Raw genomic sequence first — 24385 nt, 5'->3', positions numbered from 1 at the left:
GTGTGTGACCGGCGTGAGGGATCGGCCGGGGAGGCGGTGCGGCACGGACGAGGGCCCGGCCTCCCGCAGGGGAGGCCGGGCCCTCGTCCGTGGTGACTTACGCCTTGCGCAGGCGGAACGTCAGGGACAGCCCCTCGTCCGTGAACGGCTCACCGTAGGTGTCGTCAGCCTCACCCTGGGCGAAGTCCGTGGCCAGGACCTCGTCGGCGATCAGGGCCGCGTGCTCGCCGAGCGCCGCGAGGACCGCCGGGTCCGTGGAGGTCCAGCGCAGCGCGATCCGGTCGGCCACGTCGAGGCCGCTGTTCTTGCGGGCCTCCTGGATCAGCCGGATCGCGTCACGGGCCAGGCCCGCCTGCCGCAGCTCCTCGGTGATCTCCAGGTCCAGCGCGACCGTGGCGCCCGCGTCGGAGGCCACCGACCAGCCCTCGCGCGGGGTCTCGGTGATGATCACCTCGTCCGGGGCGAGGGCGACCGTCTCACCGTCGACCTCCACCGAGGCCGTGCCCTCGCGCAGGGCCAGGGACAGCGCGGCCGCGTCGGCGGCGGCGACGGCCTTGGCCACGTCCTGGACGCGCTTGCCGAACCGCTTGCCCAGCGCGCGGAAGTTGGCCTTCGCGGTGGTGTCCACCAGGGAGCCGCCGACCTCGGAGAGGGACGCGAGCGCGGTCACGTTCAGCTCCTCCGTGATCTGCGCGTGCAGTTCACGGTCGAGGGTGTCGAAGCCCGTCGCGGCCACCAGGGCGCGCGACAGCGGCTGACGGGTCTTGACCCCCGACTCCGCGCGCGTGGCGCGGCCCAGCTCCACCAGACGCCGTACCAGGAGCATCTGGCGCGACAGTTCCGGGTCGATCGCGGACAGGTCCGCCTCCGGCCAGGACGACAGGTGCACCGACTCCGGGGCGCCCGGGGTCACCGGCACCACCAGGTCCTGCCAGACCCGCTCGGTGATGAACGGGGTCAGCGGGGCCATCAGCCTGGTGACCGTCTCGACGACCTCGTGCAGGGTGCGCAGCGCCGCCTTGTCGCCCTGCCAGAAGCGGCGGCGGGAGCGGCGTACGTACCAGTTGGACAGGTCGTCGACGAACGCGGACAGGAGCTTGCCCGCGCGCTGGGTGTCGTAGGCCTCCAGAGCCTGCGTCACCTGGTCGGTGAGCGCGTGGAGTTCGGACAGCAGCCAGCGGTCGAGCACGGGACGGTCGGCCGGGGCCGGGTCGGCCGCGCTCGGCGCCCAGCCGGTCGTACGGGCGTACAGCGCCTGGAAGGCGACCGTGTTCCAGTACGTCAGGAGCGTCTTGCGGACCACCTCCTGGATGGTGCCGTGGCCCACCCGGCGGGCCGCCCACGGGGAGCCGCCGGCCGCCATGAACCAGCGGACCGCGTCCGCGCCGTGCTGGTCCATCAGCGGGATCGGCTGGAGGATGTTGCCCAGGTGCTTGGACATCTTGCGGCCGTCCTCGGCGAGGATGTGGCCGAGGCAGACGACGTTCTCGTACGAGGACTTGTCGAAGACCAGCGTGCCGACCGCCATCAGCGTGTAGAACCAGCCGCGGGTCTGGTCGATGGCCTCGCTGATGAACTGCGCCGGGTAGCGGGACTCGAACAGTTCCTTGTTCTTGTACGGGTAGCCCCACTGCGCGAACGGCATCGCGCCCGAGTCGTACCAGGCGTCGATGACCTCCGGCACGCGCGTGGCCGTCTTCGCGCACTGCGGGCAGGCGAAGGTGACCTCGTCGATGTACGGGCGGTGCGGGTCGAGCTCCGACTGGTCGGTGCCGGTCAGCGCGGTGAGCTCGGCGCGGGATCCGACCACGGTGAGGTGGTCGTCCTCGCAGCGCCAGATCGGCAGCGGGGTGCCCCAGTAACGGCTGCGGGACAGCGCCCAGTCGATGTTGTTGTTCAGCCAGTCGCCGAAGCGGCCGTGCTTGACCGTCTCCGGGAACCAGTTGGTCTTCTCGTTCTCCTGGAGGAGACGGTCCTTGATCGCCGTGGTGCGGATGTACCAGGACGGCTGCGCGTAGTACAGCAGCGCGGTGTGGCAGCGCCAGCAGTGCGGGTAGCTGTGCTCGTACGGCAGGTGACGGAAGAGCAGACCGCGGTCCTTGAGGTCCTCGGTGAGCCGTTCGTCCGCCTTCTTGAAGAAGACGCCGCCTACCAGCGGGACGTTCTCCTCGAACGTGCCGTCGGGGCGGACCGGGTTGACGACGGGCAGGCCGTAGGAGCGGCAGACCTTGAGGTCGTCCTCGCCGAAGGCGGGGGACTGGTGGACCAGACCCGTTCCGTCCTCGGTGGTGACGTACTCGGCGTTCACCACGAAGTGGGCGGGCTCCGGGAACTCCACGAGCTCGAACGGACGTTGATACGTCCAGCGCTCCATCTCGGCGCCGGTGAAGGTCTGTCCGGTGGTCTCCCAGCCCTCGCCGAGCGCCTTGGCGACGAGCGGCTCGGCGACGACGAGCTTCTCCTCGCCGTTCGTCGCGACGACGTACGTCACGTCGGGGTGCGCGGCGACGGCCGTGTTGGAGACCAGTGTCCAGGGGGTCGTCGTCCAGACGAGGAGCGCGGCCTCGCCGGCCAGCGGACCGGAGGTGAGCGGGAAACGGACGTACACGGACGGGTCGACGACCGTCTCGTAGCCCTGGGCCAGCTCGTGGTCGGACAGGCCCGTGCCGCAGCGCGGGCACCAGGGGGCGACGCGGTGGTCCTGGACCAGCAGGCCCTTGTCGAAGATCTGCTTGAGCGACCACCAGACCGACTCGACGTACTCCGGGTCCATGGTCCGGTACGCGTCGTCCAGGTCGACCCAGTACCCCATGCGGGTCGTGAGCTCGGTGAAGGCGTCGGTGTGGCGGGTCACGGACTCGCGGCAGCGGGCGTTGAACTCGGCGATGCCGAACGCCTCGATGTCCTGCTTGCCGCTGAAGCCCAGCTCCTTCTCCACCGCCAGCTCCACCGGCAGGCCGTGGCAGTCCCAGCCGGCCTTGCGGGCCACGTGGTAGCCGCGCATGGTGCGGAAGCGCGGGAAGACGTCCTTGAAGACGCGTGCCTCGATGTGGTGGGCGCCCGGCATGCCGTTGGCGGTGGGCGGGCCCTCGTAGAACACCCACTCGGGGCGGCCCTCGGACTGGTCCAGGCTCTTGGCGAAGATCTTCTGCTCGCGCCAGAAATCGAGCACCGCGTGCTCGAGGGCGGGCAGGTCTACCTGGGCGGGCACCTGGCGGTACGACGTCATCGAACTTCCTCCGGCGGACGTGCTGCCTTCCGTCGGAGGGACGAGAGCCTTCTTGGCTGTCTACGCCGTGTGCGGCGCGCTCCCGCGGTACCACCCTCCTTGGCCCTCCGGAGCGCCCTGTGCGCCGGTGAGCCCCCTCATTGGGGTCGCGAACCGGTTCTACCGGCCGCTGCGGGTGTGCTGCGGCTTTCTTCCGGCGGCTCCGGGGTGATCTTCGCGTCGCGCTCGCCCCCGGGCTTCCACCGTCCCCGGGTCGCTCTGGGCTGCGTACGTCGCTACTCGTCCCCATCCATGCTTTTCGCTGCGCCCAGTGTACGGCGCGACGCGCACGGCGGCCGACCGGTTTTCCTGCGCCCCGGGCGTCGGGTCGGTCGCTGTCCGGGATGACCCGAATAGCGAGGTGCGCGTGTTCGGATTCCAGGACGGGAGGCTCGGCGGATTACCCGGCGGGGAGCTGGGCACAACGCTTGCATGTCGGCCGCGCGGCACTCGCGAGGCGGGCGGATCGGGCGGCGTGCCCCGTTGCCGCGGGACTCGGGTCGATTTATCGTCCCAGCACGATTCGCGAGCAAGATCACAATATGTGAAGGGGCCGCGACCATGGTGGCGAAGAAGACCGCCGTACAGCAGCCGTCGTCCCGCAGGTCCACGAGCGCGACGGCCTCCGGCGCGGCCAAGGACGTGGGCGGGAAGAAGAGCGTCCGGGCGAAGGAGAAGGTGACCGGGAAGACGACGGTGTCGGTCGCGAAGGGGTCGTCGAGGACGGCCTCGTCGAAGAAGGCGGGCGCCGAGCGGACGGGGACCGGGAAGGCGGACGCCGGGAAGTCGGGCTCGAAGAAGGCCGGAACCGGAAAGGCGGCGACCGGGAAGGCGGGCTCGAAGAAGGCCGGTGCCGGGAAGAGGACTCCGGACACCACGGCCGCCGGGAGCGCCACGACGGCCGGGGGTGTCACGGCCGTCGCGGACGCCGGGGGTGCGGCCGAGGAGGCGAGGGCCGTCCGGAGCCGGGCCACCGCCCAGGGGGCGGCCGCCCGCAGGACCACGGCCGCCGCCAACAACACGGCCCGCAAGACGGCGGCGGCCGCGAACGACACGGCCCGCAAGGCCGCGGCGGCGAACGACACGGCCCGCAAGGCGGCGAACGGCACGGAGCGCCGGGCCGCGGGCGCCGCGAACAGCACGACCCGCAGGACCGCGGCCGCCGCGAAGGGCGCGGCCGGGAAGAGGACGGCCAAGAAGCCGGGCGCGGCGCAGGCCGCGGAGCAGACGGGAGCCACGACAATGGTTGCGAAGAAGACTCCTGGCACGGCCACTGCGGCGACGACGGCCGTCCCCAAGGCGCGGTTGTCCGCGGTGGAGCCCGGCGAGCTGGCCGTACGCCCCGGCGAGGACCCCTGGACGCCGGAGGAGGTCGAGGAGGCCCGTGCCGAGCTGCTCTCCGAGGCGGAGCGGCTGCGGGCCGAGATCCACTCGTCCGAGGAGTCGCTGGTGGGCCTGATGCGGGACTCCGGGGACGGCGCGGGCGACGACCAGGCGGACACCGGCACCAAGAACATCACGCGGGAGCACGAGATGGCGCTGGCCGCCAACGCGCGAGAGATGCTGGTGCAGACCGAGCGGGCCCTGCAACGGCTGGACACGGGCACGTACGGCCTGTGCGAGATCTGCGGCAATCCCATCGGCAAGGCCCGTATGCAGGCCTTTCCGCGGGCCACCCTGTGCGTGGAGTGCAAGCAGAAGCAGGAGCGCCGGTCCTGACCGGCGTCGGGTGACGCGTCGTACGCCTCCTGCGCACCGTGCTCCTACGAGGTGTGCCGTACCCTCGTGCTCAGTCAGGCACCTAGGTTGAGGGACTCACGTGGCAGAGGCGGAGCGGATCATCGGTACGCCGGACATTCCGGACGTGGCGCGGGCCGGGCGGGACGAGTCCGGCGAGCGCGCGGCGGCGGGCGAGAACTCGGGTCCCGAGGGGGCCGCGGCCCCGGCCGGCGGGTCCGACACCGAGGGGACGGCAGGGTCCCAGGCGGTGGGGCCGGAGGCGGCACAGGCCTCCGGCGAGCGCCCCCGGGGCAAGCGGCGCATCGCCGTGCTGTTCGGGGTGGCCGCGTTCGCCTACCTCCTCGACCTGGTCAGCAAGCTGCTCGTGGTGGCCAAGCTCGAACACCACGCCCCGATCGAGATCATCGGTGACTGGCTGAAGTTCGAGGCCGTCCGCAACGCGGGTGCCGCCTTCGGGTTCGGCGAGGCCTTCACCGTGATCTTCACGGTGATCGCGGCGGCGGTGATCGTGGTGATCGCCCGGCTCGCCCGCAAGCTGTACAGCCTGCCGTGGGCGATCGCCCTCGGTCTGCTGCTCGGCGGCGCGCTCGGCAACCTCACCGACCGGATCTTCCGTTCGCCGGGCGTCTTCGAGGGGGCGGTCGTCGACTTCGTCGCGCCCAAGCACTTCGCCGTCTTCAACCTCGCGGACTCGGCGATCGTGTGCGGCGGAATCCTGATCGTGCTGCTGTCCTTCCGCGGTCTCGATCCGGACGGGACCGTCCACAAGGACTGAGCACGCGTTCGGGACTGTCGCACCCGTCCGGCATACTCGACGGGTGAGCACGATTCCCGATATCCGTACCCTGCCCGTGCCCGACGGCCTGGAGGGCGAGCGTGTCGACGCCGCCATCTCCCGCATGTTCGGCTTCTCCCGTACCAAGGCCGCGGAGCTCGCGACGGCGGGGAAGGTCTCGGTCGACGGCTCGGTGGTCGGCAAGTCCGAGCGCGTGCACGGCGGGGCCTGGCTGGAGGTCGAGATGCCACAGGCGCCCGCGCCGGTGCAGATCGTCGCCGAGCCGGTCGAGGGCATGGAGATCGTGCACGACGACGACGACGTGGTCGTGATCGTCAAGCCGGTCGGGGTCGCCGCGCACCCGAGCCCCGGCTGGACCGGTCCGACGGTCATCGGCGGGCTGGCGGCCGCGGGGTACCGCATCTCGACCTCCGGCGCCGCCGAGCGCCAGGGCATCGTGCACCGCCTCGACGTCGGCACGTCCGGCCTGATGGTGGTCGCCAAGTCGGAGTACGCGTACACGTCGCTCAAGCGCCAGTTCAAGGAGCGCACGGTCGACAAGCGCTACCACACGCTGGTCCAGGGGCACCCGGACCCGACCAGCGGCACCATCGACGCGCCCATCGGCCGTCACCCGAACCACGACTACAAGTGGGCGGTCACGGCCGAGGGCAAGCCGTCCGTCACCCACTACGACCTCATCGAGGCGTTCCGCGCGGCCTCCCTGCTCGACGTGAAGCTGGAGACCGGGCGCACCCACCAGATCCGCGTCCACATGTCCGCCCACCGTCATCCGTGCGTGGGCGACCTGACGTACGGCGCCGACCCGACGCTCGCCAAGCGACTGCGGCTGACCCGTCAGTGGCTGCACGCCGTGCGGCTGGGCTTCGAGCACCCCGGCGACGGCCAGTGGGTCGAGTTCGGCTGCGACTACCCCGAGGACCTCCAGCTCGCCCTGGACCAGGTGCGCGAGGAGACCTACGCATGAGTCTGTCGGTCGTCTCCTACGACGTGCGGGTGGCCGAGGACGCCGCCGACCGTGAGGCCTGCTTCACGGTGCGCAAGGAGGTCTTCGTCCGCGAGCAGGGCGTGCCCGAGGACATCGAGTACGACGCCTACGACGCCGTCGCGGTGCATGTGCTGGCGATCCGGGCGGACGGGGTGACGCTCGGCACCGGGCGGCTGCTGTACGGCGAGGAGGCCGCGGCGAAGACCGGCGGCGACCTGTCGGTGGGGTCGCTGGGGCGGCTCGCCGTCGCCCAGGCGGCGCGCGGACTGGGCGTCGGGGCCGCACTGGTGCGGGGCATCGAGGAGGCCGCACGCGCACGCGGTCTGGCGGCGGTGGACCTGCACGCGCAGACGCACGCGCTGGGCTTCTACGAGCGGCTGGGGTACGCGGCGTACGGCCCGGAGTTCCCCGACGCCGGCATCCCGCACCGGGCGATGCGGCGCGCCCTGTAGCCGAAGGCGGCGAACGGGCCGGTGGCAGGGGCGCATGGCAGGCTGAGGGTCTGCTGTGTGAACGTCGACTCCCGGAGCGCTGACCGTGGATCAGTTGGCCCTGCTGTTCGTGCTGCTGCTCGGGGCCGTGGTGAGCGTTCCCGTCGGGGACCGGTTCGGACTGCCGGCCCCGGTGCTGATGACGCTCGTCGGGATCGTCCTCGCGGTGCTGCCCTTCGTACCGAATGTCGACATCCAGCCCGATCTGATCCTGCCCGCGCTGCTGCCGCCGCTTTTGTACGCGGCGGTGCGGCGGACCTCGTGGCGGCAGTTCGCGGCCAACAAGCGGCCGATCTTCCTGCTGGCCGTGGCACTGGTGTTCGTCACCACCGTGTGTGTCGCGGCCGTCGCCCACTCGATCGTTCCGGGGCTGCCGGTCGCCGCCGCGGTGGCGCTGGGCGCGCTGATCGCCCCGCCCGACCCCGTGGCCGCGACCGCGGTCGCCGGACAGCTGGGGCTGCCGCGCCGGCTGGTGTCGATCCTGGAGGGCGAGGGCCTGTTCAACGACGTCACGGCCATCGTGCTCTACCACGTGGCGATCGCCGCCGTCGTCAGCGGGACCTTCTCCCCGTGGAAGGCCGGGCTCGACCTGGTGCTGTCCGCGGTCGTCGCGGTCGCCGTGGGGCTCGTGCTCGGCTGGGTCGCCAACCGGCTGATGGACCTGCTGGAGGACCCGACCCTCCAGATCGGACTGACGCTGCTGGTGCCGTACGCCTCGTACGTGCTCGCGGAGGAGCTGCACGGGTCCGGGGTGCTGGCCGTGCTCACCGTCGCGCTCTTCATCTCCGAGTACGCGGCCGACCCCGACGACGTGCTGACCCGGCTCGCCGGGCACACCTTCTGGGACATCGTCGACACCCTCGTCACGGGGGTCGCCTTCGGGCTCATCGGCCTCGAACTGCACAACGCGATCCGTACGGCGGTCGGGCGGTGGGGCGAGCTGCTGGGCTGGGCCGCGGCCGTCGTGGCCGTGGTGGTGCTGGTGCGTCTGGTGTACCTGCTGCCCGCCACCTGGCTGACCAAGCGGCTGCACGCCAAGCGGGACTACGACGAGGAGATCCCGATGAGCTGGCGGGAGACGGTCGTCATGTGGTGGGCGGGGATGCGCGGGGTGGCCTCGGTCGCGCTGGCGCTGGCCGTGCCGCTGCGCACCGAGGACGGGTCGCCGTTCCCCGACCGGGACGAGATCGTGTTCATCGCGTTCGGGGTGATCATGGCGACGCTGGTGCTCCAGGGGCTGACGCTGCCGTGGCTGGTGAGACGGCTCGGGGTGCGGGCCGACACGGACCGGGAGAAGGAGTTCGAACGGGATCTGGCGGTCCGCGCGGCGAAGGCGGCGAAGCGGCGGCTGCGGGAGATCGAGGAGGTCGAGGAGCTGCCGGAGGAGCTGTCCGAGCAGATGCTGCGGCGAGCGTTCGACATCGGGGTGCGGATCAGCCCGGACCTGGGCGAGGAGGAACGCCGCGAGGCGCACCTGCAACGGGCGCGCCGGCTCAAGCGGGTGCGCCGGATCCAGGGCGAGATGCTGAGCGCGGCGCGGCACGAGGTGCTGGCGGCCCGCAGCGAGCCGGGCGCGGACCCGGAGGTGGTGGACCGGGTCCTGCGCCACTTGGACGTACGCAGCCTCCGCTGAACCCGCCCGGCCCGTGCCGGGGGCTGTCCGGCGCTCGCCGCCCGGCCCCCGGCGCCGGAACCGTCCGGCGTCAGCCGACGCCTGTCAGCCGACGCCTGTCAGGCGTGGCCTGTCCGGGGTGGCTCGGGGGTGTGCCGGAGCCCTCCGGCTCGGGACGCACCGTCGTGGGACGGGTGGTCGCGGGGATCGGTGCCGGAGCCGTCGGTGCGCGGGGCGCCGGCGTGGGGCTCCCCGTCGACGGGCTCCCCGTCCGCGGGGCGGCGGCTCGGCGGCAGCTTCGCGTCCGCCGTGTTGACCCGCGGCAGCGCGTACGGATGCTCCGCGCACAGCCAGCGGATCATCTCCTCGCGGACCGTGACCCGTACCGTCCAGATGTCGCTCGCGTCCTTCGCCGTGACCAGGGCGCGCACCTGGAGGGTGTTCGGGGTCGCGTCGGTGACCGCGACGCCGTAGTCGCGGCCGTCCCAGGCCGGGCACTCCCGCAGGATGTCGCGCAGCCGCTCGCGCATCGCCTCGACCGGCGCCGTGTGGTCGAGGTGCCAGTAGACGATGCCGGTCATCTGCGGGGTGCCGCGCGACCAGTTCTCGAACGGCTTGGACGTGAAGTACGACACCGGCATGGTGATCCGGCGCTCGTCCCAGGTCCGTACGGTCAGGAAGGTGAGCGTGATCTCGTCGACCGTGCCCCACTCGCCGTCCACCACGACCGTGTCGCCGATGCGCACCATGTCGCCGAAGGCGATCTGGAGTCCGGCGAACAGGTTGCTGAGGGTGGACTGGGCGGCCACACCGGCGACGATGCCGAGGATGCCGGCCGAGGCCAGCAGCGAGGCGCCGGCCGCGCGCATCGCCGGGAAGGTCAGCAGCATCGAGGCGGCGGCGACCACGCCGACGACCGCCGCCACCACGCGCATGATCAGCTCGACCTGGGTGCGGACCCGGCGCACCCGGGCGGGATCGCTCTGGGCGCGGGCGTAGCGGCTGTACGAGGTCTCGACGATCGCGGCCGCGATCCGGATGATCAGCCAGGCCGTGGACCCGATGAGCACCAGGGTCAGCGTCCGGCCGATCCCGACGCGGTGCTCCTCGAGCAGTTTCGCCGCGTCGTACGACCCTCTCAGCAGGGCAGCGCAGAGCACGAGTTGGTAGGGGACACGGCCGCGGCGCAGCAGACCCCACAGCGGGGTCTCACCGTGCCGTTCGTCGGCCTTGCGCAGCAGCCGGTCCGTGGCCCAGCCCAGGGCCAGGGTGAGGAGGACCGAGCCACCGATCACGATCAACGGGCGGAGTACGTTCTCCATGCCTTCGAACCTAACCGGGCCCGGGGGGCCATGAACATGTGTGTTCCGGGTCTTCCCGGGTACGCGTGCGCGAGTCCCGGCGGTCCCGGCTGGCACCATGGCCTCATGAACATCATGCTCTTTCACTCGACCTACGGGCCGCGCCCCGCGGTGGCCGCGGCGGCGGACCGGCTGCGCGCGGCCGGGCACGAGGTGTGGACGCCGGATCTCTTCGACGGACGCACCTTCGACACGGCCGAGGAGAGCATGGCCTTCGGCGAGGAGCTCGGCAAGGACGAGCTGCTGAAGCGGGCCGTGCTCGCCGCCGCGCCGTACTCCGAGCGCGGGCTCGTCTACGCGGGCTTCTCGCTCGGCGCCTCCATCGCGCAGACGCTGGCCCTCGGCGACGAGAAGGCGCGCGGGCTGCTGCTTCTGCACGGCACGTCGGACATCGCGCCCAACGCGCACGTGGACGCTCTGCCGGTGCAGTTGCACGTGGCCGAGCCGGACCCGTTCGAGACGGACGACTGGCTGAGCGCCTGGTACCTCGGGATGCGCCGGGCCGGCGCCGACGTCGAGGTGTACCGGTACACCGGGGCGGGTCACCTCTACACCGACCCCGAGCTGCCGGACTACGACGAGGAGGCCGCCGAGGCCACCTGGCGGGTGGCACTCGGCTTCCTCACGACGCTCCCGGGCCTGTCGACGCCCTAGACGGGGTCGTACGTCCGCTCGACCTTCTGCGTGCCGGTGCGCGTGCGGTACGAACGGGTCCACGACGACGTCGCGTTCGGGTTCGTGCGGTCGGACACGACGTAGTAGTCCATCTGCGCGCGGTCGGCGGTGATGTCCAGGACGCCGTAGCCGTGCCGGTCGGTGTCGACCCAGTGGACGTGCCGGTTGGCGGCGCGGATGACCGGCGAGGCGACCGCGGAGACGGTGCCCTCGGGGACCTTCACGATGTCGTCGAGGTTGTCGGAGGTCACCGAGGTGACGACGAACTCCGTGGCGGCGGACGCGGACAGCGGGTAGGTGCCGGCGTCCACCGGCACGTCGTTGGCCCACGCCATGTGGATGTCGCCGGTGAGGAAGACCGTGTTGCGGATCGCGTTCGTCCGCAGATGGGCCAGCAGTTCGCGACGGTCGTCGGTGTAGCCGTCCCACTGGTCGGTGTTGAGGGCGATGCCCTCCGCGGGCAGGCCCAGCAGCTTGGCCAGCGGCTTGAACAGGTCCGCGGAGAGCGAGCCGACCGCGAAGGGCGAGATCATCACCGAGTTGCCGACCAGCCGCCAGGCGGTGTCGGACGCCTTCAGGCCCGCCTTCAGCCAGTCGAGCTGGGCGCGCCCGGTGATCGTACGGTCCGGGTCGTCCACCGAACCGCTGGCCGTGGACGCCTGCTGGGAGCGGAAGGACCGCAGGTCGAGCAGGGAGAGGTCGGCGAGCTTGCCGAAGCGCAGCCGGCGGTAGGTCGTGCCCGCCAGCGCCGGGCGGACCGGCATCCACTCGAAGTAGGCCTGCCGGGCGGCCGCCTGACGTGCCGCCCAGGTGCCCTCGGCGCCCTCGGTGTGGTTCTCGGCGCCGCCCGACCAGGCGTCGTTGGCGAACTCGTGGTCGTCCCAGATCGCGACGACCGGCGCCTTGTGGTGCAGGGCCTGGAGGTCCGGGTCGGTCTTGTACTTGCCGTGCCGGGTGCGGTAGTCGGCGAGGGTGAGGATCTCGTGCGTGGGCGAGGTCTGCCGTACGACGGTCCCGCGCGTGCCGTACTCGCCGGTGCCGTACTCGTAGATGTAGTCGCCGAGGTGCAGCCAGGCGTCGAGGTCGCCGCGCGCCGCGAGGTGGCGGTACGAGGCGAAGTAGCCCGCCTCCCAGTTGGCGCAGGAGACCACGCCGAAGCGCAGGCCCGGGACCGCGGCGTCGGCGGCCGGGGCGGTGCGGGTGCGGGCCACAGGGGAGTCGGTGCCGCCGGCCGAGAACCGGAACCAGTAGTCGGTGGCGGGTTCCAGGCCGCGGATGTCGGCCTTGACGGTGTGGTCGGAGGCGGCGGTCGCGGTCAGGGAGCCCTTGGCGACGATGTTCGTCAGCGCCCTGTCCTTGGCCACGGTCCAGCCGACCTCGGTGTCCGGGCCCAGCCCGGAGCCGGGTATCGCCTCGGCGGTCGGCGTCACGCGCGTCCACAGCAGGACGCCGTCGGGCAGCGGGTCGCCGGAGGCGACGCCGTGCAGGAAGGCGGGGGCCTCGTCGGCGGCGCGAGCGGGCAGCGCCGCGGCGAGCGGGCCGGCCAGGGCGGCGGCGGCCGCCGCGGCCTTGACGACCGTGCGGCGGCGGGGCGTAAGGGAGTTGACGCCCTCGGAAGATCTGTATCGACTGGTCACGACCGATCAGGTTACTGATCGGTATGGACGAGAGCGGGCGAACTCGCAAAAGTTCGCCCGCTCTTCGCGTGCCGGTCGGATCGGACCCCGGGAGAAGGGGTCCGCGGGACGGATCAGGCCTTGAGGGCCGCGTCGATCGCCGTGTTGAAGTCGGCCACCGTCATCGGGGTGTTCTGGCCGTCCGAGCCCGTCAGCTTCTTGCCGTCCATGACCAGGCTCGGCGTGCCGTTGACGCCGTCCTTGTTGGTGTTGAAGGTGTTCGACATGGCCATCGCCCACGCGTCGTAGGTGCCGTTCTTGACGGCGTTCTGGAACGTGGTGTTGCCCTTCAGCGCGGAGACCGTGTCCGCCACCTTGATCAGGTAGTCGTCGCTCTTGAACTTGTCGTCGGACTCGTCGGGGTGGTACTTCGCCGAGTAGAGCGCCGTCTTGTACTCGAGGAACGCCTCGGGGCTCACGTTCAGCGCGGCGCCCAGGGCGCTCAGCGCGTTCTTGGAGCCCTCGCCGCGGGAGCCGATCTTCACCTTGCCGTCGCCGTCGGTGTCACCGTCGAGGAAGGTGCCGCCGATGTACTCGATCTTGAACTTGCCGTCGTCGTAGTCCTTCTTGACGGTCGAGCCGACGGTCTGCTCGAACTGGGCGCAGACCGGGCAGCGCGGGTCCTCGTACAGCTTCAGCGTCTTGGTCGCCTTGCTGTCGCCGAGGACCACGGTCGTGCCGTTCGTGCCCGTGGTGTTGGCCGGTGCGACGACCTTCTCGTCCAGCACGGCCTCCCAGTGGCCGGGCTTGTTGGCCTGGACGACGGCGTAACCTATGCCGCCCGCCGCGGCCAGCACGCCGACGACCGTGCAGGCCACGATGACCTGCCGCTTGATCTTGGCCTTCTTGGCCTGGCGCTCACGCTCCAGGCGCAGCCGCTCCCGGGCCGCCGTCTTCGCCGCCTGGCTGTTGCGATTGCTCATGCTGATCTCCATGTGGAACGCGCACGTGTCGTACGCGGGATACGTGTGGGGACGGGGTTGTGCTCAGGCGAGAGCGGCCGAGCGAGGCGGTCCACGCCGTCCCAGGGAGTGCGCGAGGAGCAGGCCGCGGACGGCGGCCGTACGACGGACCGGGCGCGGCGGGCGGCCGAGGGCCGGGGCGCGCCGCACGGTCACCGCGGCGGTGGCCAGCAGCAGCGGCCGGAACGTGGTCGCGGCCGTGGCCCGCAGCAGCTGCTCCAGGGCCCGTTCGCCGCGGCACAGCCAGGCGGTCGCGAGCAGGCCGACGACGACGTGCGTGCAGAGCAGCAGCCAGGCCGTGGCCGGGTCGGCGTGGGCGAGCAGCGCCGCCGCCCGGTCGGTGTCCGCGCCGGTCACGCCCGCCAGCGGGGTGCCGAGGTCGGAGCCGCCGCACAGCACGTCGAGGCCGACCGAGCGCAGCGGCCCGGCGACCGGGCCGCCCGCGCGGCCGTAGCAGACGTGCTGGCCGGTGGTGAAGACGGTGTCGGCGGCCAGCTCCAGCGGGATCAGCAGGGCGGCGATCCGCCCGAAGCCCCGCTCGCGGCCCGCCAGCGCGTACGCCACGAAGAACACGGCGACCGCGACCGCGGCCACCGTGTTCACCGGCAGCGGGACCCGCGACAGCAGCACGTGCGACGCGGTGCCGAGCGTCACGACGACGGCCGTGAACAGCGCCGCGCGCGCGGTTCTGAGGTGGGTCCCGGATATGTCCATGGCGGAGGAGAGTGTGTCATGCGCCGCGGTAAGAGACCCCTAAAGGTCCCCTGTGAGCGGCGGCACGGTCACAGACCCGGGATCCGTCCGTTGCGGAAGAGGTCCACGAAGATCTGGTGGTCGCGCCGTGCGCGGGCGCCGTAGTCGTGCGCGAAGTCGACCAGCAGACCGGCGAAGCCGTCCTCGTCGGCCGCGATCGCCGCGTCGATGGCCCGCTCCGTGGAGAAGGGCACCAGGGACTCGCCGGACTGGTCGTCCGCCGCGCCGTGCATGGTGGCGGTCGCCCGGCCGAGGTCGGCCACGACCGCGGCGATCTCCTCGGGATCGTCGATGTCGCTCCAGTCGAGGTCGACCGCGTACGGCGAGACCTCGGCGACCAGCTGGCCCGCGCCGTCCAGCTCGGTCCAGCCCAGCCACGGGTCGGCGTGCGCCTGGAGGGCGCGCTGGGAGATCACCGTGCGGTGGCCCTCGTGCTGGAAGTAGTCGCGGATCGCCGGGTCCGTGATGTGCCGGGAGACGGCCGGGGTCTGGGCCTGCTTGATGTAGATCACGACATCGTTCTCCAGGGCGTCGCTGTTGCCCTCCAGAAGGATGTTGTACGACGGCAGACCGGCCGAGCCGATGCCGATGCCGCGGCGGCCGACGACGTCCTTGACGCGGTAGGAGTCGGGGCGGGCCAGCGAGGACTCCGGCAGGGTCTCCAGATAGCCGTCGAAGGCCGCGAGCACCTTGTAGCGGGTGGCGGCGTCCAGCTCGATGGAGCCGCCGCCCGGCGCGAAGCGGCGCTCGAAGTCACGGATCTCGGTCATCGAGTCCAGCAGCTCGAAGCGGGTCAGCGAGCGGGCGTCGCGCAGCGCGTCCAGCAGCGGGCCCTGGGCGGTGTCCAGGGTGAACGGCGGCACCTCGTCGCGCTTGGCGCCGGTCGCCAGGGCGTGGATGCGCTCGCGGTACGCGCCCGCGTACACCTCCACCAGTTCGGTGATCTGGTCGTCGCTGAGCGCCTTCGCGTACCCGATGAGCGCCACGGAGGCGGCGAACCGCTTGATGTCCCAGGTGAAGGGGCCGACGTAGGCCTCGTCGAAGTCGTTGACGTTGAAGATCAGCCGGCCGTTGGCGTCCATGTACGTGCCGAAGTTCTCCGCGTGCAGATCGCCGTGGATCCACACGCGCGAGGTGCGCTCGTCCAGGTACGGGCCGCCGCGCCGCTCGCCGGCGAGGTCGTGGTAGAAGAGGCTCGCCGTGCCGCGATAGAACGCGAAGGCCGAGGCCGCCATCTTCCGGAACTTCACGCGGAACGCGGCCGGGTCGGCGGCCAGGAGCCGGCCGAAGGCGGTGTCGAAGACGGCGAGGATCTCCTCGCCGCGTTGCTCGGCGCTGAGCTGCGGGACCGACATCGCTGGGTGCCTCCTGGTGCAGGTGATGCCTGACGTGTGGGACGGATCTCATCGCACGCGGGGCGCGGACCGTCCGCCCTGCCCAACGCGCGAGGGAACACGGGAGTGCCCGGGTTCCTCCGCCTGAAGGTACGCGCGGGAACCCGTCGGGTGTCAGTGTCGAGGCATAGACTTCGACGCTGTCCCCCAGACTGTCCGCAGCCTGTCGGACCCCCGTCCCTGTTTGTTCGCCCTGGAGGCCGCAGCCGTGTCAAAGCCGCCGTTCACGCACCTGCACGTCCACACCCAGTACTCGCTGCTGGACGGTGCCGCGCGGCTCAAGGACATGTTCGACGCGTGCAACGAGATGGGCATGACGCACATCGCCATGTCCGACCACGGCAACCTCCACGGGGCGTACGACTTCTTCCACAGCGCGAAGAAGGCCGGGGTCACCCCGATCATCGGCATCGAGGCGTATGTGGCGCCCGAGTCCCGGCGCAACAAGCGCAAGATCCAGTGGGGCCAGCCGCACCAGAAGCGCGACGACGTCTCCGGTTCGGGCGGTTACACGCACAAGACGATCTGGGCGGCGAACGCCACCGGTCTGCACAACCTCTTCCGGCTGTCCTCCGACGCCTACGCCGAGGGCTGGCTCCAGAAGTGGCCCCGGATGGACAAGGAGACCATCGCCCAGTGGTCCGAGGGGCTGATCGCCTCCACCGGCTGCCCCTCCGGCGAGCTCCAGACCCGGCTGCGCCTGGGCCAGTTCGACGAGGCGCTGAAGGCGGCCGCCGACTACCAGGACATCTTCGGCAAGGACCGCTACTTCCTGGAGCTGATGGACCACGGCATCGAGATCGAGCACCGGGTCCGCGACGGCCTCCTGGAGATCGGCAAGAAGCTCGGCATCCCGCCGCTGGTCACCAACGACTCGCACTACACCTACGCGCACGAGGCGACCGCCCACGACGCGCTGCTGTGCATCCAGACCGGCAAGAACCTCTCCGACCCGGACCGCTTCAAGTTCGACGGCACCGGTTACTACCTGAAGTCCACGGACGAGATGTACGCCATCGACTCCTCGGACGCCTGGCAGGAGGGCTGCCGCAACACCCTCCTGGTCGCCGAGCAGATCGACACCTCCGGCATGTTCGAGGCGAAGAACCTCATGCCGAAGTTCGACATCCCCGACGGCTACACCGAGGTCACCTGGTTCCAGGCCGAGACCATGCGCGGCATGGAGCGCCGCTTCCCCGGCGGCATCCCGGAAGACCGGATGAAGCAGGTCGAGTACGAGATGGACACCATCATCTCGATGGGCTTCCCGGGCTACTTCCTCGTGGTCGCCGACTTCATCATGTGGGCCAAGAAGCAGGGCATCGCGGTCGGCCCCGGCCGTGGTTCCGCGGCCGGTTCGATCGTCGCGTACGCCATGGGCATCACCGACCTCGACCCGATCCCGCACGGCCTGATCTTCGAGCGGTTCCTCAACCCCGAGCGCATCTCGATGCCCGACGTCGACATCGACTTCGACGAGCGTCGGCGCGTCGAGGTGATCCGGTACGTGACGGAGAAGTACGGCTCCGACAAGGTCGCCATGATCGGCACCTACGGCAAGATCAAGGCCAAGAACGCGATCAAGGACTCCGCGCGCGTGCTGGGCTACCCGTACGCGATGGGCGACCGCCTCACCAAGGCGATGCCCGCCGACGTCCTCGGCAAGGGCATCGACCTCAACGGCATCACCGACCCCTCGCACCCGCGCTACAGCGAGGCGGGCGAGATCCGCGGGATGTACGAGAACGAGCCGGACGTCAAGAAGGTCATCGACACCGCCAAGGGCGTCGAGGGCCTGGTCCGGCAGATGGGCGTGCACGCGGCCGGCGTGATCATGTCCAGCGAGCCGATCGTCGACCACGCCCCGATCTGGGTGCGGCACACCGACGGCGTGACCATCACCCAGTGGGACTACCCGCAGTGCGAGTCGCTCGGCCTGCTGAAGATGGACTTCCTGGGCCTGCGCAACCTCACGATCATGGACGACGCCGTCAAGATGGTGAAGTCCAACAAGGGCATCGACCTCGACCTGCTGGCCCTGCCGCTGGACGACCCGAAGACCTTCGAACTGCTCCAGCGCGGCGAGACCCTCGGCGTCTTCCAGTTCGACGGCGGCCCCATGCGCTCGCTGCTGCGCCTGATGAAGCCCGACAACTTCGAGGACATCTCCGCCGTCTCCGCGCTCTACCGTCCCGGCCCGATGGGCATGGACTCGCACACCAACTACGCGCTGCGCAAGAACAAGCTCCAGGAGATCACCCCGATCCACAAGGAGCTGGAGGAGCCCCTCGAAGAGGTCCTCGCGGTCACCTACGGCCTGATCGTCTACCAGGAGCAGGTGCAGAAGGCCGCCCAGATCATCGCCGGGTACTCGCTCGGCGAGGCCGACATCCTGCGCCGCGTGATGGGCAAGAAGAAGCCCGAGGAACTGGCGAAGAACTTCACCATCTTCCAGGCCGGCGCCCAGAAGAACGGCTACAGCGACCAGGCCATCCAGGCCCTGTGGGACGTGCTGGTCCCGTTCGCCGGCTACGCCTTCAACAAGGCGCACTCGGCCGCGTACGGACTGGTGTCGTACTGGACCGCCTACCTCAAGGCGAACCACCCCGCCGAGTACATGGCCGGACTGCTGACCTCGGTCAAGGACGACAAGGACAAGTCGGCCGTCTACCTCAACGAGTGCCGGCGCATGGGCATCAAGGTGCTCCCGCCGAACGTCAACGAGTCGGTGCACAACTTCGCCGCGCAGGGCGACGACGTGATCCTCTTCGGCCTGGAGGCCGTGCGCAACGTCGGCACCAACGTGGTCGAGTCGATCATCAGGAGCCGCAAGGCCAAGGGCAGGTACGCCTCCTTCCCCGACTACCTCGACAAGGTCGAGGCGGTCGCGTGCAACAAGCGCACCACGGAGTCGCTGATCAAGGCGGGCGCCTTCGACACCATGGGGCACACCCGCAAGGGCCTCACCGCGCAGTACGAGCCGATGATCGACAACGTGGTCGCGGTCAAGCGCAAGGAGGCCGAGGGGCAGTTCGACCTGTTCGGCGGGATGGGCGAGGACGACACCAGCGAGCCGGGCTTCGGACTGGACGTCGAGTTCACCACCGACGAGTGGGACAAGACGTATCTGCTCGCCCAGGAGCGGGAGATGCTCGGCCTGTACGTCTCCGACCACCCGCTGTTCGGACTGGAGCACGTGCTGTCCGACAAGGCCGACGCGGGCATCGCCCAGCTCACCGGCGGCGAGCACGCGGACGGCGCGGTCGTCACCATCGGCGGCATCATCTCGGGCCTCCAGCGCAAGATGACCAAGCAGGGCAACGCCTGGGCCATCGCCACCGTGGAGGACCTCGCGGGCTCCATCGAGTGCATGTTCTTCCCGGCCACCTACCAGCTGGTGTCGACCCAACTCGTCGAGGACGCCGTCGTGTTCGTCAAGGGCCGGCTCGACAAGCGCGAGGACGTCCCCCGGCTGGTCGCGATGGAGCTCCAGGTCCCCGACCTGTCCAACGCGGGCACCAACGCGCCGGTGATCCTCACCATCCCGGCCACCCGGGTCACCCCGCCGATGGTCAGCAGGCTCGGCGAGATCCTCAGCCACCACAAGGGCGACAGCGAGGTCCGCATCAAGCTCCAGGGACCGACCAGGACCACGGTGCTGCGCCTCGACCGGCACCGGGTGAAGCCGGACCCGGCCCTGTTCGGCGATCTGAAGGTGCTGCTCGGCCCGGCCTGTCTGGCCGGCTGAGCGGACGTCCCGCTTCCCACGTCCGCCTTCCCACGTCCGCCTTCCCACGTCCGACGAACGAGGGGCGCATCCGTGCATGGATGCGCCCCTCGGTGTCGTGCCCGGGCCTCAGCGGCCCGATGGGCTCAACAGCCCTTTATGAAGATGTCAGTTGTGGCCGAATCGCTTCTGCTTGCCCTTGTGCGCCATGTCGCCGGGGGTGATCTGCTGCGAGGCCCGTTGTTCGGACTGCGCCTCGATCGACGACTTCTGCGCGGCCTGCTGACTGCGTTCGGTCTGCGGCTGCTTTCGCTCACGGTTCTTGTTCTTGGCCATGGTGCTCTGCCTCCTGAGGGGGATCTAGGGGCCAGGGCCGGGACCAGATTCACATAAGCTGACATCGGGCGCATTTTGGATAATTACCGTGTGTGACGCGGGTGGTCGGAGAGCGACGGCGAGCCACGATGTCCCGAAACGCCACGCCGAAGATCGAGTTCGAGCCGTTAACCTCCGCGTGGTCGGGCAGACTCGAAGGAAGCCTGAAGCAAACCTCCCGGGAAGAGGGTGAGTCGCGTGGATCGCTGCATCGTCCTGGTGGACGCCGGGTATCTCCTGGGGGCCGCGGCCAGTCTGCTCGCCGGCGAACCCTCGCGATCCCGGATCACCGTCGACCACGCCGCCCTCATCCAGGGGCTGCGCGAGCGCGCCGAGTCCGACACGGAACGGCAGCTGCTGCGCATCTACTGGTTCGACGGCGCCCCCGACCGCGTCCCCCAGCCCGAACATCGCAGACTGCGGGTGATGCCCCGGGTCACGGTCCGGCTGGGCGCGCTGACCCGCAGCGACGGCCGCTGGGCCCAGAAGGGCGTGGACGCCGCGATGCACGCCGAACTCACCGAGCTGGCCCGAAACCGCGCCTGCTCCGACATCGTCCTCGTCACCGGCGACGGCGACCTGCTGCCGGGCATGATGGCCGCCAAGGAGCACGGCGTCGCCGTCCACCTGTGGGCCGTGCAGGCCGCCGACGGCGACTACAACCAGTCCGAGGACCTGGTCGCCGAGGCCGACGAACGCCGCGTCCTGGACCGCGCCTGGATCACCAAGGCCGTCCGCGCCAAGGACCTCGGCGGCGTCTGCGCGCCGCCGCCCGTGCCGCGGCCCGAGATCGCCGCGATCCTCTCCGCGCCGCTGCCCGACTCCGGTCTCACGGCGGCGTCCGAGCAGTCGGCCGAGGCCCCGGAGCACGCGGCGGCCGCCGGGCAGAACGGCGCCCAGGAACCGGCGGCCACGCCCAAGGGCGTCCCCACCCCCAAGGACCTGGCCGCCCTGCGCGCCCCCGGGGCGCACGCCGTGCAGCACCCCGCGACCGCCACCCTGCGCTGGTCCTCCGACAAGGGCTGGGTCGACCGCCCCGGCGGCACCGCCGCCGAACCCCCCGAGGTCGCCTCGATGCCGACGCTCGCCCAGCTGACGACGGCCGAGCAGCGCTGGGCCGACCGCGAGGAGGACATCACCACCGTCGGCGGGGACCCCTACGAGGTGGGGCAGGTCTTCGCCCGCCGCTGGATGGAGCGCCTCGGCGACCAGGGCGGCCACCGGCAGAAGCTGTCCGGGATGTACCCGCGCATCCCGCACCGCATCGACGGCGAGCTGCTGCGCTACGCGGCCCGGTTCGGACTGCTGGCCCACAAGGACGACCAGATCGACGAGCACGACCGGTACGCCATCCGGGCGGGTTTCTGGCGGGAGATCGACGTCCGCACCGGCGCGGAGCACGCCCCGGCCGGGGAGTGAACCGGGGCCGCGGAAGCCGCCCCGAGCGCCGGTCGGCGTCCCGGACCCCGTAGTCTCGTCCCTTGTGAGTACGCGCGCGACACCGGACCTTCCAGACAGTGGTGGGGTCGTGTGCGCCGCGCGCGGGCTGACCAAGAGCTATCCGGCGCTGCGGGGCAGGCGGGGCACGCCCGGCACACCCGAGGTGCGGGCCACCGACGACGTGCACCTGGAGGTGCGCCGCGGTGAGATCTTCGGCCTGCTCGGTCCCAACGGCGCCGGGAAGACCTCGCTCGTACGGCAGCTCACGGGGCTGATGCGGCCCGACGGCGGCACCGTCGAGATCCTCGGCCACGACATCGTGCGCCACCCGGAACGCGCCGCACGGCTGCTGGCCTACCTCGGCCAGGAGTCCACCGCCCTCGACGAGCTCACCGTCTCGCTCGCCGCCGAGACCACCGGACGGCTGCGCGGCCTCGACGCGCGCCGGGCGCGGGCCGAACGCGACGCCGTGCTCGACGAACTCGGGCTCGCGCCGATCGCCGGGCGGCCGCTGAAGAAGCTGTCCGGCGGACAGCGACGGCTCGCCTGCTTCGCCACCGCGCTCGTCGGGGAGCGGCCGCTGCTTGTGCTCGACGAGCCCACCACCGGCATGGACCCGGTGGCCCGGCGGGCCGTGTGGGGCGCCGTCGACCGGCGCCGGGCCGAGCGCGGCACCACCGTCCTGCTGGTCACCCACAACGTCATCGAGGCCGAGACCGTCCTCGACCGGGTCGCCGTCCTCGACAAGGGGCGGGTGATCGCCTGCGACAGCCCGGCCGGGCTCAAGGAGCAGGTCGCGGGCGAGGTACGGGTCGAGCTGGTGTGGCGCGAACGCCCGCCGCTGGAGGTGCCCGAGGTGGCCGCGCTGCGCGACCGGGTCGCGGAGTCCGGGCGCCGCTGGACGCTGCGGCTGGCGCCCGAGGAGGCCCGCGCGGTCGTCGCCACCGTCACCGGCGGGGCCGCCTTCGCCGCCCTGGACGACTTCACCCTCGCCACGCCCAGCCTGGAGGACGTGTACCTGGCGCTGGGCGGCGCCGCACGGCAGGGGCTGGTGAGGGCGTGAGCACACCCACGGCCGCGTCCGTACCGAACGGGGCGAGCACCGCAGTGAACCAGAGTGAAGGGGAGCAACACGACGTGAGTGTCGTACCCGCCGAGGTTCTGCCGGGCGGCGCCCTGGCCGTGCAGGAGGCCGCGCCGCAGGCGGCCGGGCTCGGGCCGCGCGCGCGGCTGTGGCCGGCCCTGGCGGCCGTGTACCGGGCCCAGCTGTCCCGGGCCCGGGTGGCCAGGATCCCGCTGCTGTTCGTGGCCACCTTCCAGTCCGTCGGCATCCTGATCATGATGCGGGGCGTCGTCGACGGCGGCAGCGAGGCCGAGTCCGTGGTGGCCGGCTCGTCGGTCCTCGTCCTCGCCTTCGTCGCGCTGAACCTGCTCGCCCAGTACTTCGGGCAGCTGCGTTCCAGCGGCGGCCTCGACCACTACGCGACCCTCCCGGTGCCGCCGGCCGCGGTCGTGCTCGGCGCGGCGGGCGCCTACGCGTCGTTCACCGTGCCGGGGACCGTGGTCACCGCCGTGTTCGGCTGTGTGCTGTTCGGGCTGCCCATGGGCAACCTGTGGATCCTCGCCGCGGTGATCCCGCTCGCCGGTGCCGCGCTCGCCGGGCTCGGCGCCGCGCTCGGACTGCTCGCGCCGCGGCCCGAGCTGGCCACCGTGCTCGGCCAGCTCGGCATGTCCGCGGCGCTGCTGCTCGGGGTGCTGCCGCCCGAGCGGATGCCCGAGGCCGTCCGGTTCGCCCGGGACCTGCTGCCGTCGACGTACGGCGTGGAGGCCTGCGCGCGGACCTTCTCGGCGCACCCCGACTGGGCCCTCGTACTCGGTGACCTGGCCGTGTGCGCGCTGGTCGGTGTCGTCTCGCTGGCCGTGGCGACCCGGGCGTACCGCCGGGCCGCGGTCCGGTGACGCGCCGCGCGGGCGGGCCTGGCACGATGTCAGGGTGACCGCACCACTGACTCCGCCTCCGCCGCCGCACGAACAGCCCTCGCACGACGCGTGGCCGCCTTCGCCCGGCGGGTACGGCGGGCCGGCTCCCGCGCCGCAGGACGGCCTGTACGGGCAGGACGGTCCCGGCATGCGGGCCGAGGTGATCGAGGCCGTCGTCGTCACGCTGGTGGTCGCGGTGGCCGGTGTGCTGCTCGGGCTGGTGTGGTGGTGGCTGGCGCCGCACGTGCCGCTCGTCGGCGACGTGGCCGACGGCCGCTGGGCCGTCTACCTCAAGGACACCGAGGGCGAGCAGGCGATCGGCGTCGACGGAACGTTCACGCTGCTGGCGCTGGCCTTCGGGGCCGTGAGCGCGCTCGGCGTGTTCCTGTGGCGCAGGCGCGGCGGGGTGCCGCTGGTGGTGGCGCTCGGCGTGGGCGGGCTGCTCGGGGCGCTGCTGGCGTGGCGGGTCGGGGTGTGGCTGGGCCCCACCTCGGACGTGCTCGCGCACGCCAAGGCCGTGGGCAAGGGCGTGACGTTCTCCGCGCCGCTGAAGCTGGGGGCGAAGGGGGCGCTGCTGGCGTGGCCGCTGGCGGGGCTCGTGGTCCACATGGGGCTGATGGGCCTGTTCGGGCCGCGGGATCCCGATCCGTACGCGTATCCGCACCAGCAGCCGTACGGGGAGCCGAAGAAGTAGACCGCGGTGCGGGCGGCGGGTGCGGCAGGGTTTCCCCGCTCCCGTCGCCCTTTGTCGTGGGCGGGGCCTGCGCCCCGCCGTCGCCTGCCGTCACCGGGGCCTGCCGCCCCGGACGCACGCCGTCGGCCTCGAAGCCCCCGCGGGCTTGATGCCCTCGTGGGCTCCATGCCCCCGCGGGGCTTATGCCGGGCGCCTGCCGTGGTTCGAGTGGCCCTTCCTGACGCGCCACTTGCGCTTGCGTGTTCGCTTCGACATGTCCCTCGTACTTAACCGAGGAACCCGCCGCCGTCGAGGGGTTCGGAGCTGTTGCTTGACCGTGCACGAGTGCGTTTTCGTGAGCATGGGTGAGCGGCTGGTGGTGGCATGTGGCGGGTGCCGTGAGTGGGAACGGGGGTTTGCCGGTCGAATGCGTGACCTTTTCGGGCGGGGTTCGTTGGGTGGGGTGACCGGAGT

General features: G+C 71.4%; 18 protein-coding genes. 11 read left to right on the top strand and 7 right to left on the bottom strand.

What is annotated here, in order from left to right; all coding sequences use genetic code 11:
* Positions 1–97 precede the first annotated feature (97 nt).
* Positions 98–3229, bottom strand: coding sequence for an isoleucine--tRNA ligase (gene ileS / locus FNH09_RS28680; protein ID WP_152892810.1), 3132 nt, complete (start codon positions 3227–3229; stop codon positions 98–100).
* A 600-nt stretch (positions 3230–3829) separates the two neighbouring features.
* Here ileS and FNH09_RS28670 point away from each other — a divergent pair.
* The 5 genes from FNH09_RS28670 (at position 3830) to FNH09_RS28650 (ending at position 8916) form a co-directional block, all read left to right on the top strand.
* A complete protein-coding gene (locus FNH09_RS28670) occupies positions 3830–4987 on the top strand; it encodes a TraR/DksA family transcriptional regulator (RefSeq protein WP_152892809.1) in 1158 nt (385 codons plus the stop codon).
* Positions 4988–5087: 100 nt separating this feature from the next.
* Entirely contained in the window at positions 5088–5783 is a 696-nt protein-coding gene (gene lspA / locus FNH09_RS28665) for a signal peptidase II (RefSeq protein ID WP_162469247.1), read from the top strand.
* A 43-nt stretch (positions 5784–5826) separates the two neighbouring features.
* Positions 5827–6771, top strand: coding sequence for an RluA family pseudouridine synthase (locus FNH09_RS28660; RefSeq protein ID WP_162469246.1), 945 nt, complete (start codon positions 5827–5829; stop codon positions 6769–6771).
* Positions 6768–7244 carry a GNAT family N-acetyltransferase gene (locus FNH09_RS28655; RefSeq protein WP_152892808.1) on the top strand — a complete coding sequence of 159 codons (477 nt, stop codon included), beginning with the start codon at positions 6768–6770 and terminating at the stop codon, positions 7242–7244. Before FNH09_RS28660 ends, FNH09_RS28655 begins: the two co-directional genes overlap by 4 nt.
* An 85-nt stretch (positions 7245–7329) precedes the next feature.
* Positions 7330–8916, top strand: a complete 1587-nt coding sequence (locus FNH09_RS28650; protein WP_162469245.1) for a Na+/H+ antiporter — start codon at positions 7330–7332, stop codon at positions 8914–8916.
* A 98-nt stretch (positions 8917–9014) separates the two neighbouring features.
* Here FNH09_RS28650 and FNH09_RS28645 read toward each other — a convergent pair whose 3' ends face one another.
* On the bottom strand, positions 9015–10217 hold the full coding sequence (locus FNH09_RS28645) for a mechanosensitive ion channel family protein (RefSeq protein WP_152892806.1): 1203 nt from the start codon (positions 10215–10217) through the stop codon (positions 9015–9017).
* A gap of 105 nt (positions 10218–10322) precedes the next feature.
* Between FNH09_RS28645 and FNH09_RS28640 the strand changes: the two genes are divergently transcribed.
* Positions 10323–10910 (top strand): dienelactone hydrolase family protein, encoded by a 588-nt coding sequence (locus tag FNH09_RS28640; protein ID WP_152892805.1) that lies wholly within the window; start codon positions 10323–10325, stop codon positions 10908–10910.
* On the opposite strand, the gene FNH09_RS28635 is transcribed toward FNH09_RS28640, so the two are convergent.
* The 4 genes from FNH09_RS28635 to FNH09_RS28620 all read right to left on the bottom strand — a co-directional run bounded on the left by FNH09_RS28635 (position 10907) and on the right by FNH09_RS28620 (position 15677).
* Entirely contained in the window at positions 10907–12568 is a 1662-nt protein-coding gene (locus tag FNH09_RS28635) for an alkaline phosphatase D family protein (protein WP_162469244.1), read from the bottom strand. The genes FNH09_RS28640 and FNH09_RS28635 overlap by 4 nt on opposite strands.
* A gap of 113 nt (positions 12569–12681) precedes the next feature.
* Positions 12682–13530 (bottom strand): thioredoxin domain-containing protein, encoded by an 849-nt coding sequence (locus FNH09_RS28630; RefSeq protein WP_152892804.1) that lies wholly within the window; start codon positions 13528–13530, stop codon positions 12682–12684.
* A gap of 63 nt (positions 13531–13593) precedes the next feature.
* Positions 13594–14283 (bottom strand): hypothetical protein, encoded by a 690-nt coding sequence (locus tag FNH09_RS28625; RefSeq protein ID WP_152892803.1) that lies wholly within the window; start codon positions 14281–14283, stop codon positions 13594–13596.
* A 68-nt stretch (positions 14284–14351) separates the two neighbouring features.
* Positions 14352–15677 (bottom strand): DUF2252 domain-containing protein, encoded by a 1326-nt coding sequence (locus tag FNH09_RS28620; RefSeq protein WP_152892802.1) that lies wholly within the window; start codon positions 15675–15677, stop codon positions 14352–14354.
* 247 nt (positions 15678–15924) lie between these two features.
* Here FNH09_RS28620 and dnaE point away from each other — a divergent pair, with 247 nt between their 5' ends.
* The gene (dnaE, locus tag FNH09_RS28615) at positions 15925–19464 is read left to right on the top strand and encodes a DNA polymerase III subunit alpha (RefSeq protein ID WP_162469243.1); all 3540 of its coding nucleotides are present in this window, start codon (positions 15925–15927) and stop codon (positions 19462–19464) included.
* 147 nt (positions 19465–19611) lie between these two features.
* On the opposite strand, the gene FNH09_RS47790 is transcribed toward dnaE, so the two are convergent.
* On the bottom strand, positions 19612–19779 hold the full coding sequence (locus tag FNH09_RS47790) for a hypothetical protein (protein WP_202919769.1): 168 nt from the start codon (positions 19777–19779) through the stop codon (positions 19612–19614).
* 237 nt (positions 19780–20016) lie between these two features.
* Between FNH09_RS47790 and FNH09_RS28610 the strand changes: the two genes are divergently transcribed.
* The 4 genes from FNH09_RS28610 (at position 20017) to FNH09_RS28595 (ending at position 23932) form a co-directional block, all read left to right on the top strand.
* Positions 20017–21237: an NYN domain-containing protein gene (locus FNH09_RS28610; protein WP_162469242.1), complete on the top strand. Its 1221-nt coding sequence runs from the start codon at positions 20017–20019 to the stop codon at positions 21235–21237.
* Positions 21238–21346: 109 nt separating this feature from the next.
* Positions 21347–22321 carry an ATP-binding cassette domain-containing protein gene (locus FNH09_RS28605; RefSeq protein ID WP_152892801.1) on the top strand — a complete coding sequence of 325 codons (975 nt, stop codon included), beginning with the start codon at positions 21347–21349 and terminating at the stop codon, positions 22319–22321.
* A 74-nt stretch (positions 22322–22395) separates the two neighbouring features.
* Positions 22396–23217, top strand: coding sequence for an ABC transporter permease (locus FNH09_RS28600; RefSeq protein ID WP_162469241.1), 822 nt, complete (start codon positions 22396–22398; stop codon positions 23215–23217).
* A gap of 34 nt (positions 23218–23251) precedes the next feature.
* The gene (locus FNH09_RS28595; protein ID WP_162469240.1) at positions 23252–23932 is read left to right on the top strand and encodes an AAA family ATPase; all 681 of its coding nucleotides are present in this window, start codon (positions 23252–23254) and stop codon (positions 23930–23932) included.
* The last annotated feature ends 453 nt before the right edge of the window (positions 23933–24385 follow it).

This window comes from Streptomyces adustus, from assembly GCF_009377175.1.
Taxonomy (GTDB): Bacteria; Actinomycetota; Actinomycetes; order Streptomycetales; family Streptomycetaceae; genus Streptomyces; species Streptomyces adustus.
Note: the sequence above shows the minus strand (reverse complement) of the source record. Positions and strands in the feature narration are given on the sequence as shown.

Bases quoted from the DNA above. Each gene is read 5' to 3' on its own strand.
- FNH09_RS28625 (WP_152892803.1), bottom strand. From the start codon at position 14,283: ATGGACATATCCGGGACCCACCTCAGAACCGCGCGCGCGGCGCTGTTC.
- FNH09_RS47790 (WP_202919769.1), bottom strand. From the start codon at position 19,779: ATGGCCAAGAACAAGAACCGTGAGCGAAAGCAGCCGCAGACCGAACGC.
- ileS (WP_152892810.1), bottom strand. From the start codon at position 3,229: ATGACGTCGTACCGCCAGGTGCCCGCCCAGGTAGACCTGCCCGCCCTC.
- FNH09_RS28630 (WP_152892804.1), bottom strand. From the start codon at position 13,530: ATGAGCAATCGCAACAGCCAGGCGGCGAAGACGGCGGCCCGGGAGCGG.
- FNH09_RS28640 (WP_152892805.1), top strand. From the start codon at position 10,323: ATGAACATCATGCTCTTTCACTCGACCTACGGGCCGCGCCCCGCGGTG.
- FNH09_RS28620 (WP_152892802.1), bottom strand. From the start codon at position 15,677: ATGTCGGTCCCGCAGCTCAGCGCCGAGCAACGCGGCGAGGAGATCCTC.
- FNH09_RS28655 (WP_152892808.1), top strand. From the start codon at position 6,768: ATGAGTCTGTCGGTCGTCTCCTACGACGTGCGGGTGGCCGAGGACGCC.
- FNH09_RS28670 (WP_152892809.1), top strand. From the start codon at position 3,830: ATGGTGGCGAAGAAGACCGCCGTACAGCAGCCGTCGTCCCGCAGGTCC.
- FNH09_RS28645 (WP_152892806.1), bottom strand. From the start codon at position 10,217: ATGGAGAACGTACTCCGCCCGTTGATCGTGATCGGTGGCTCGGTCCTC.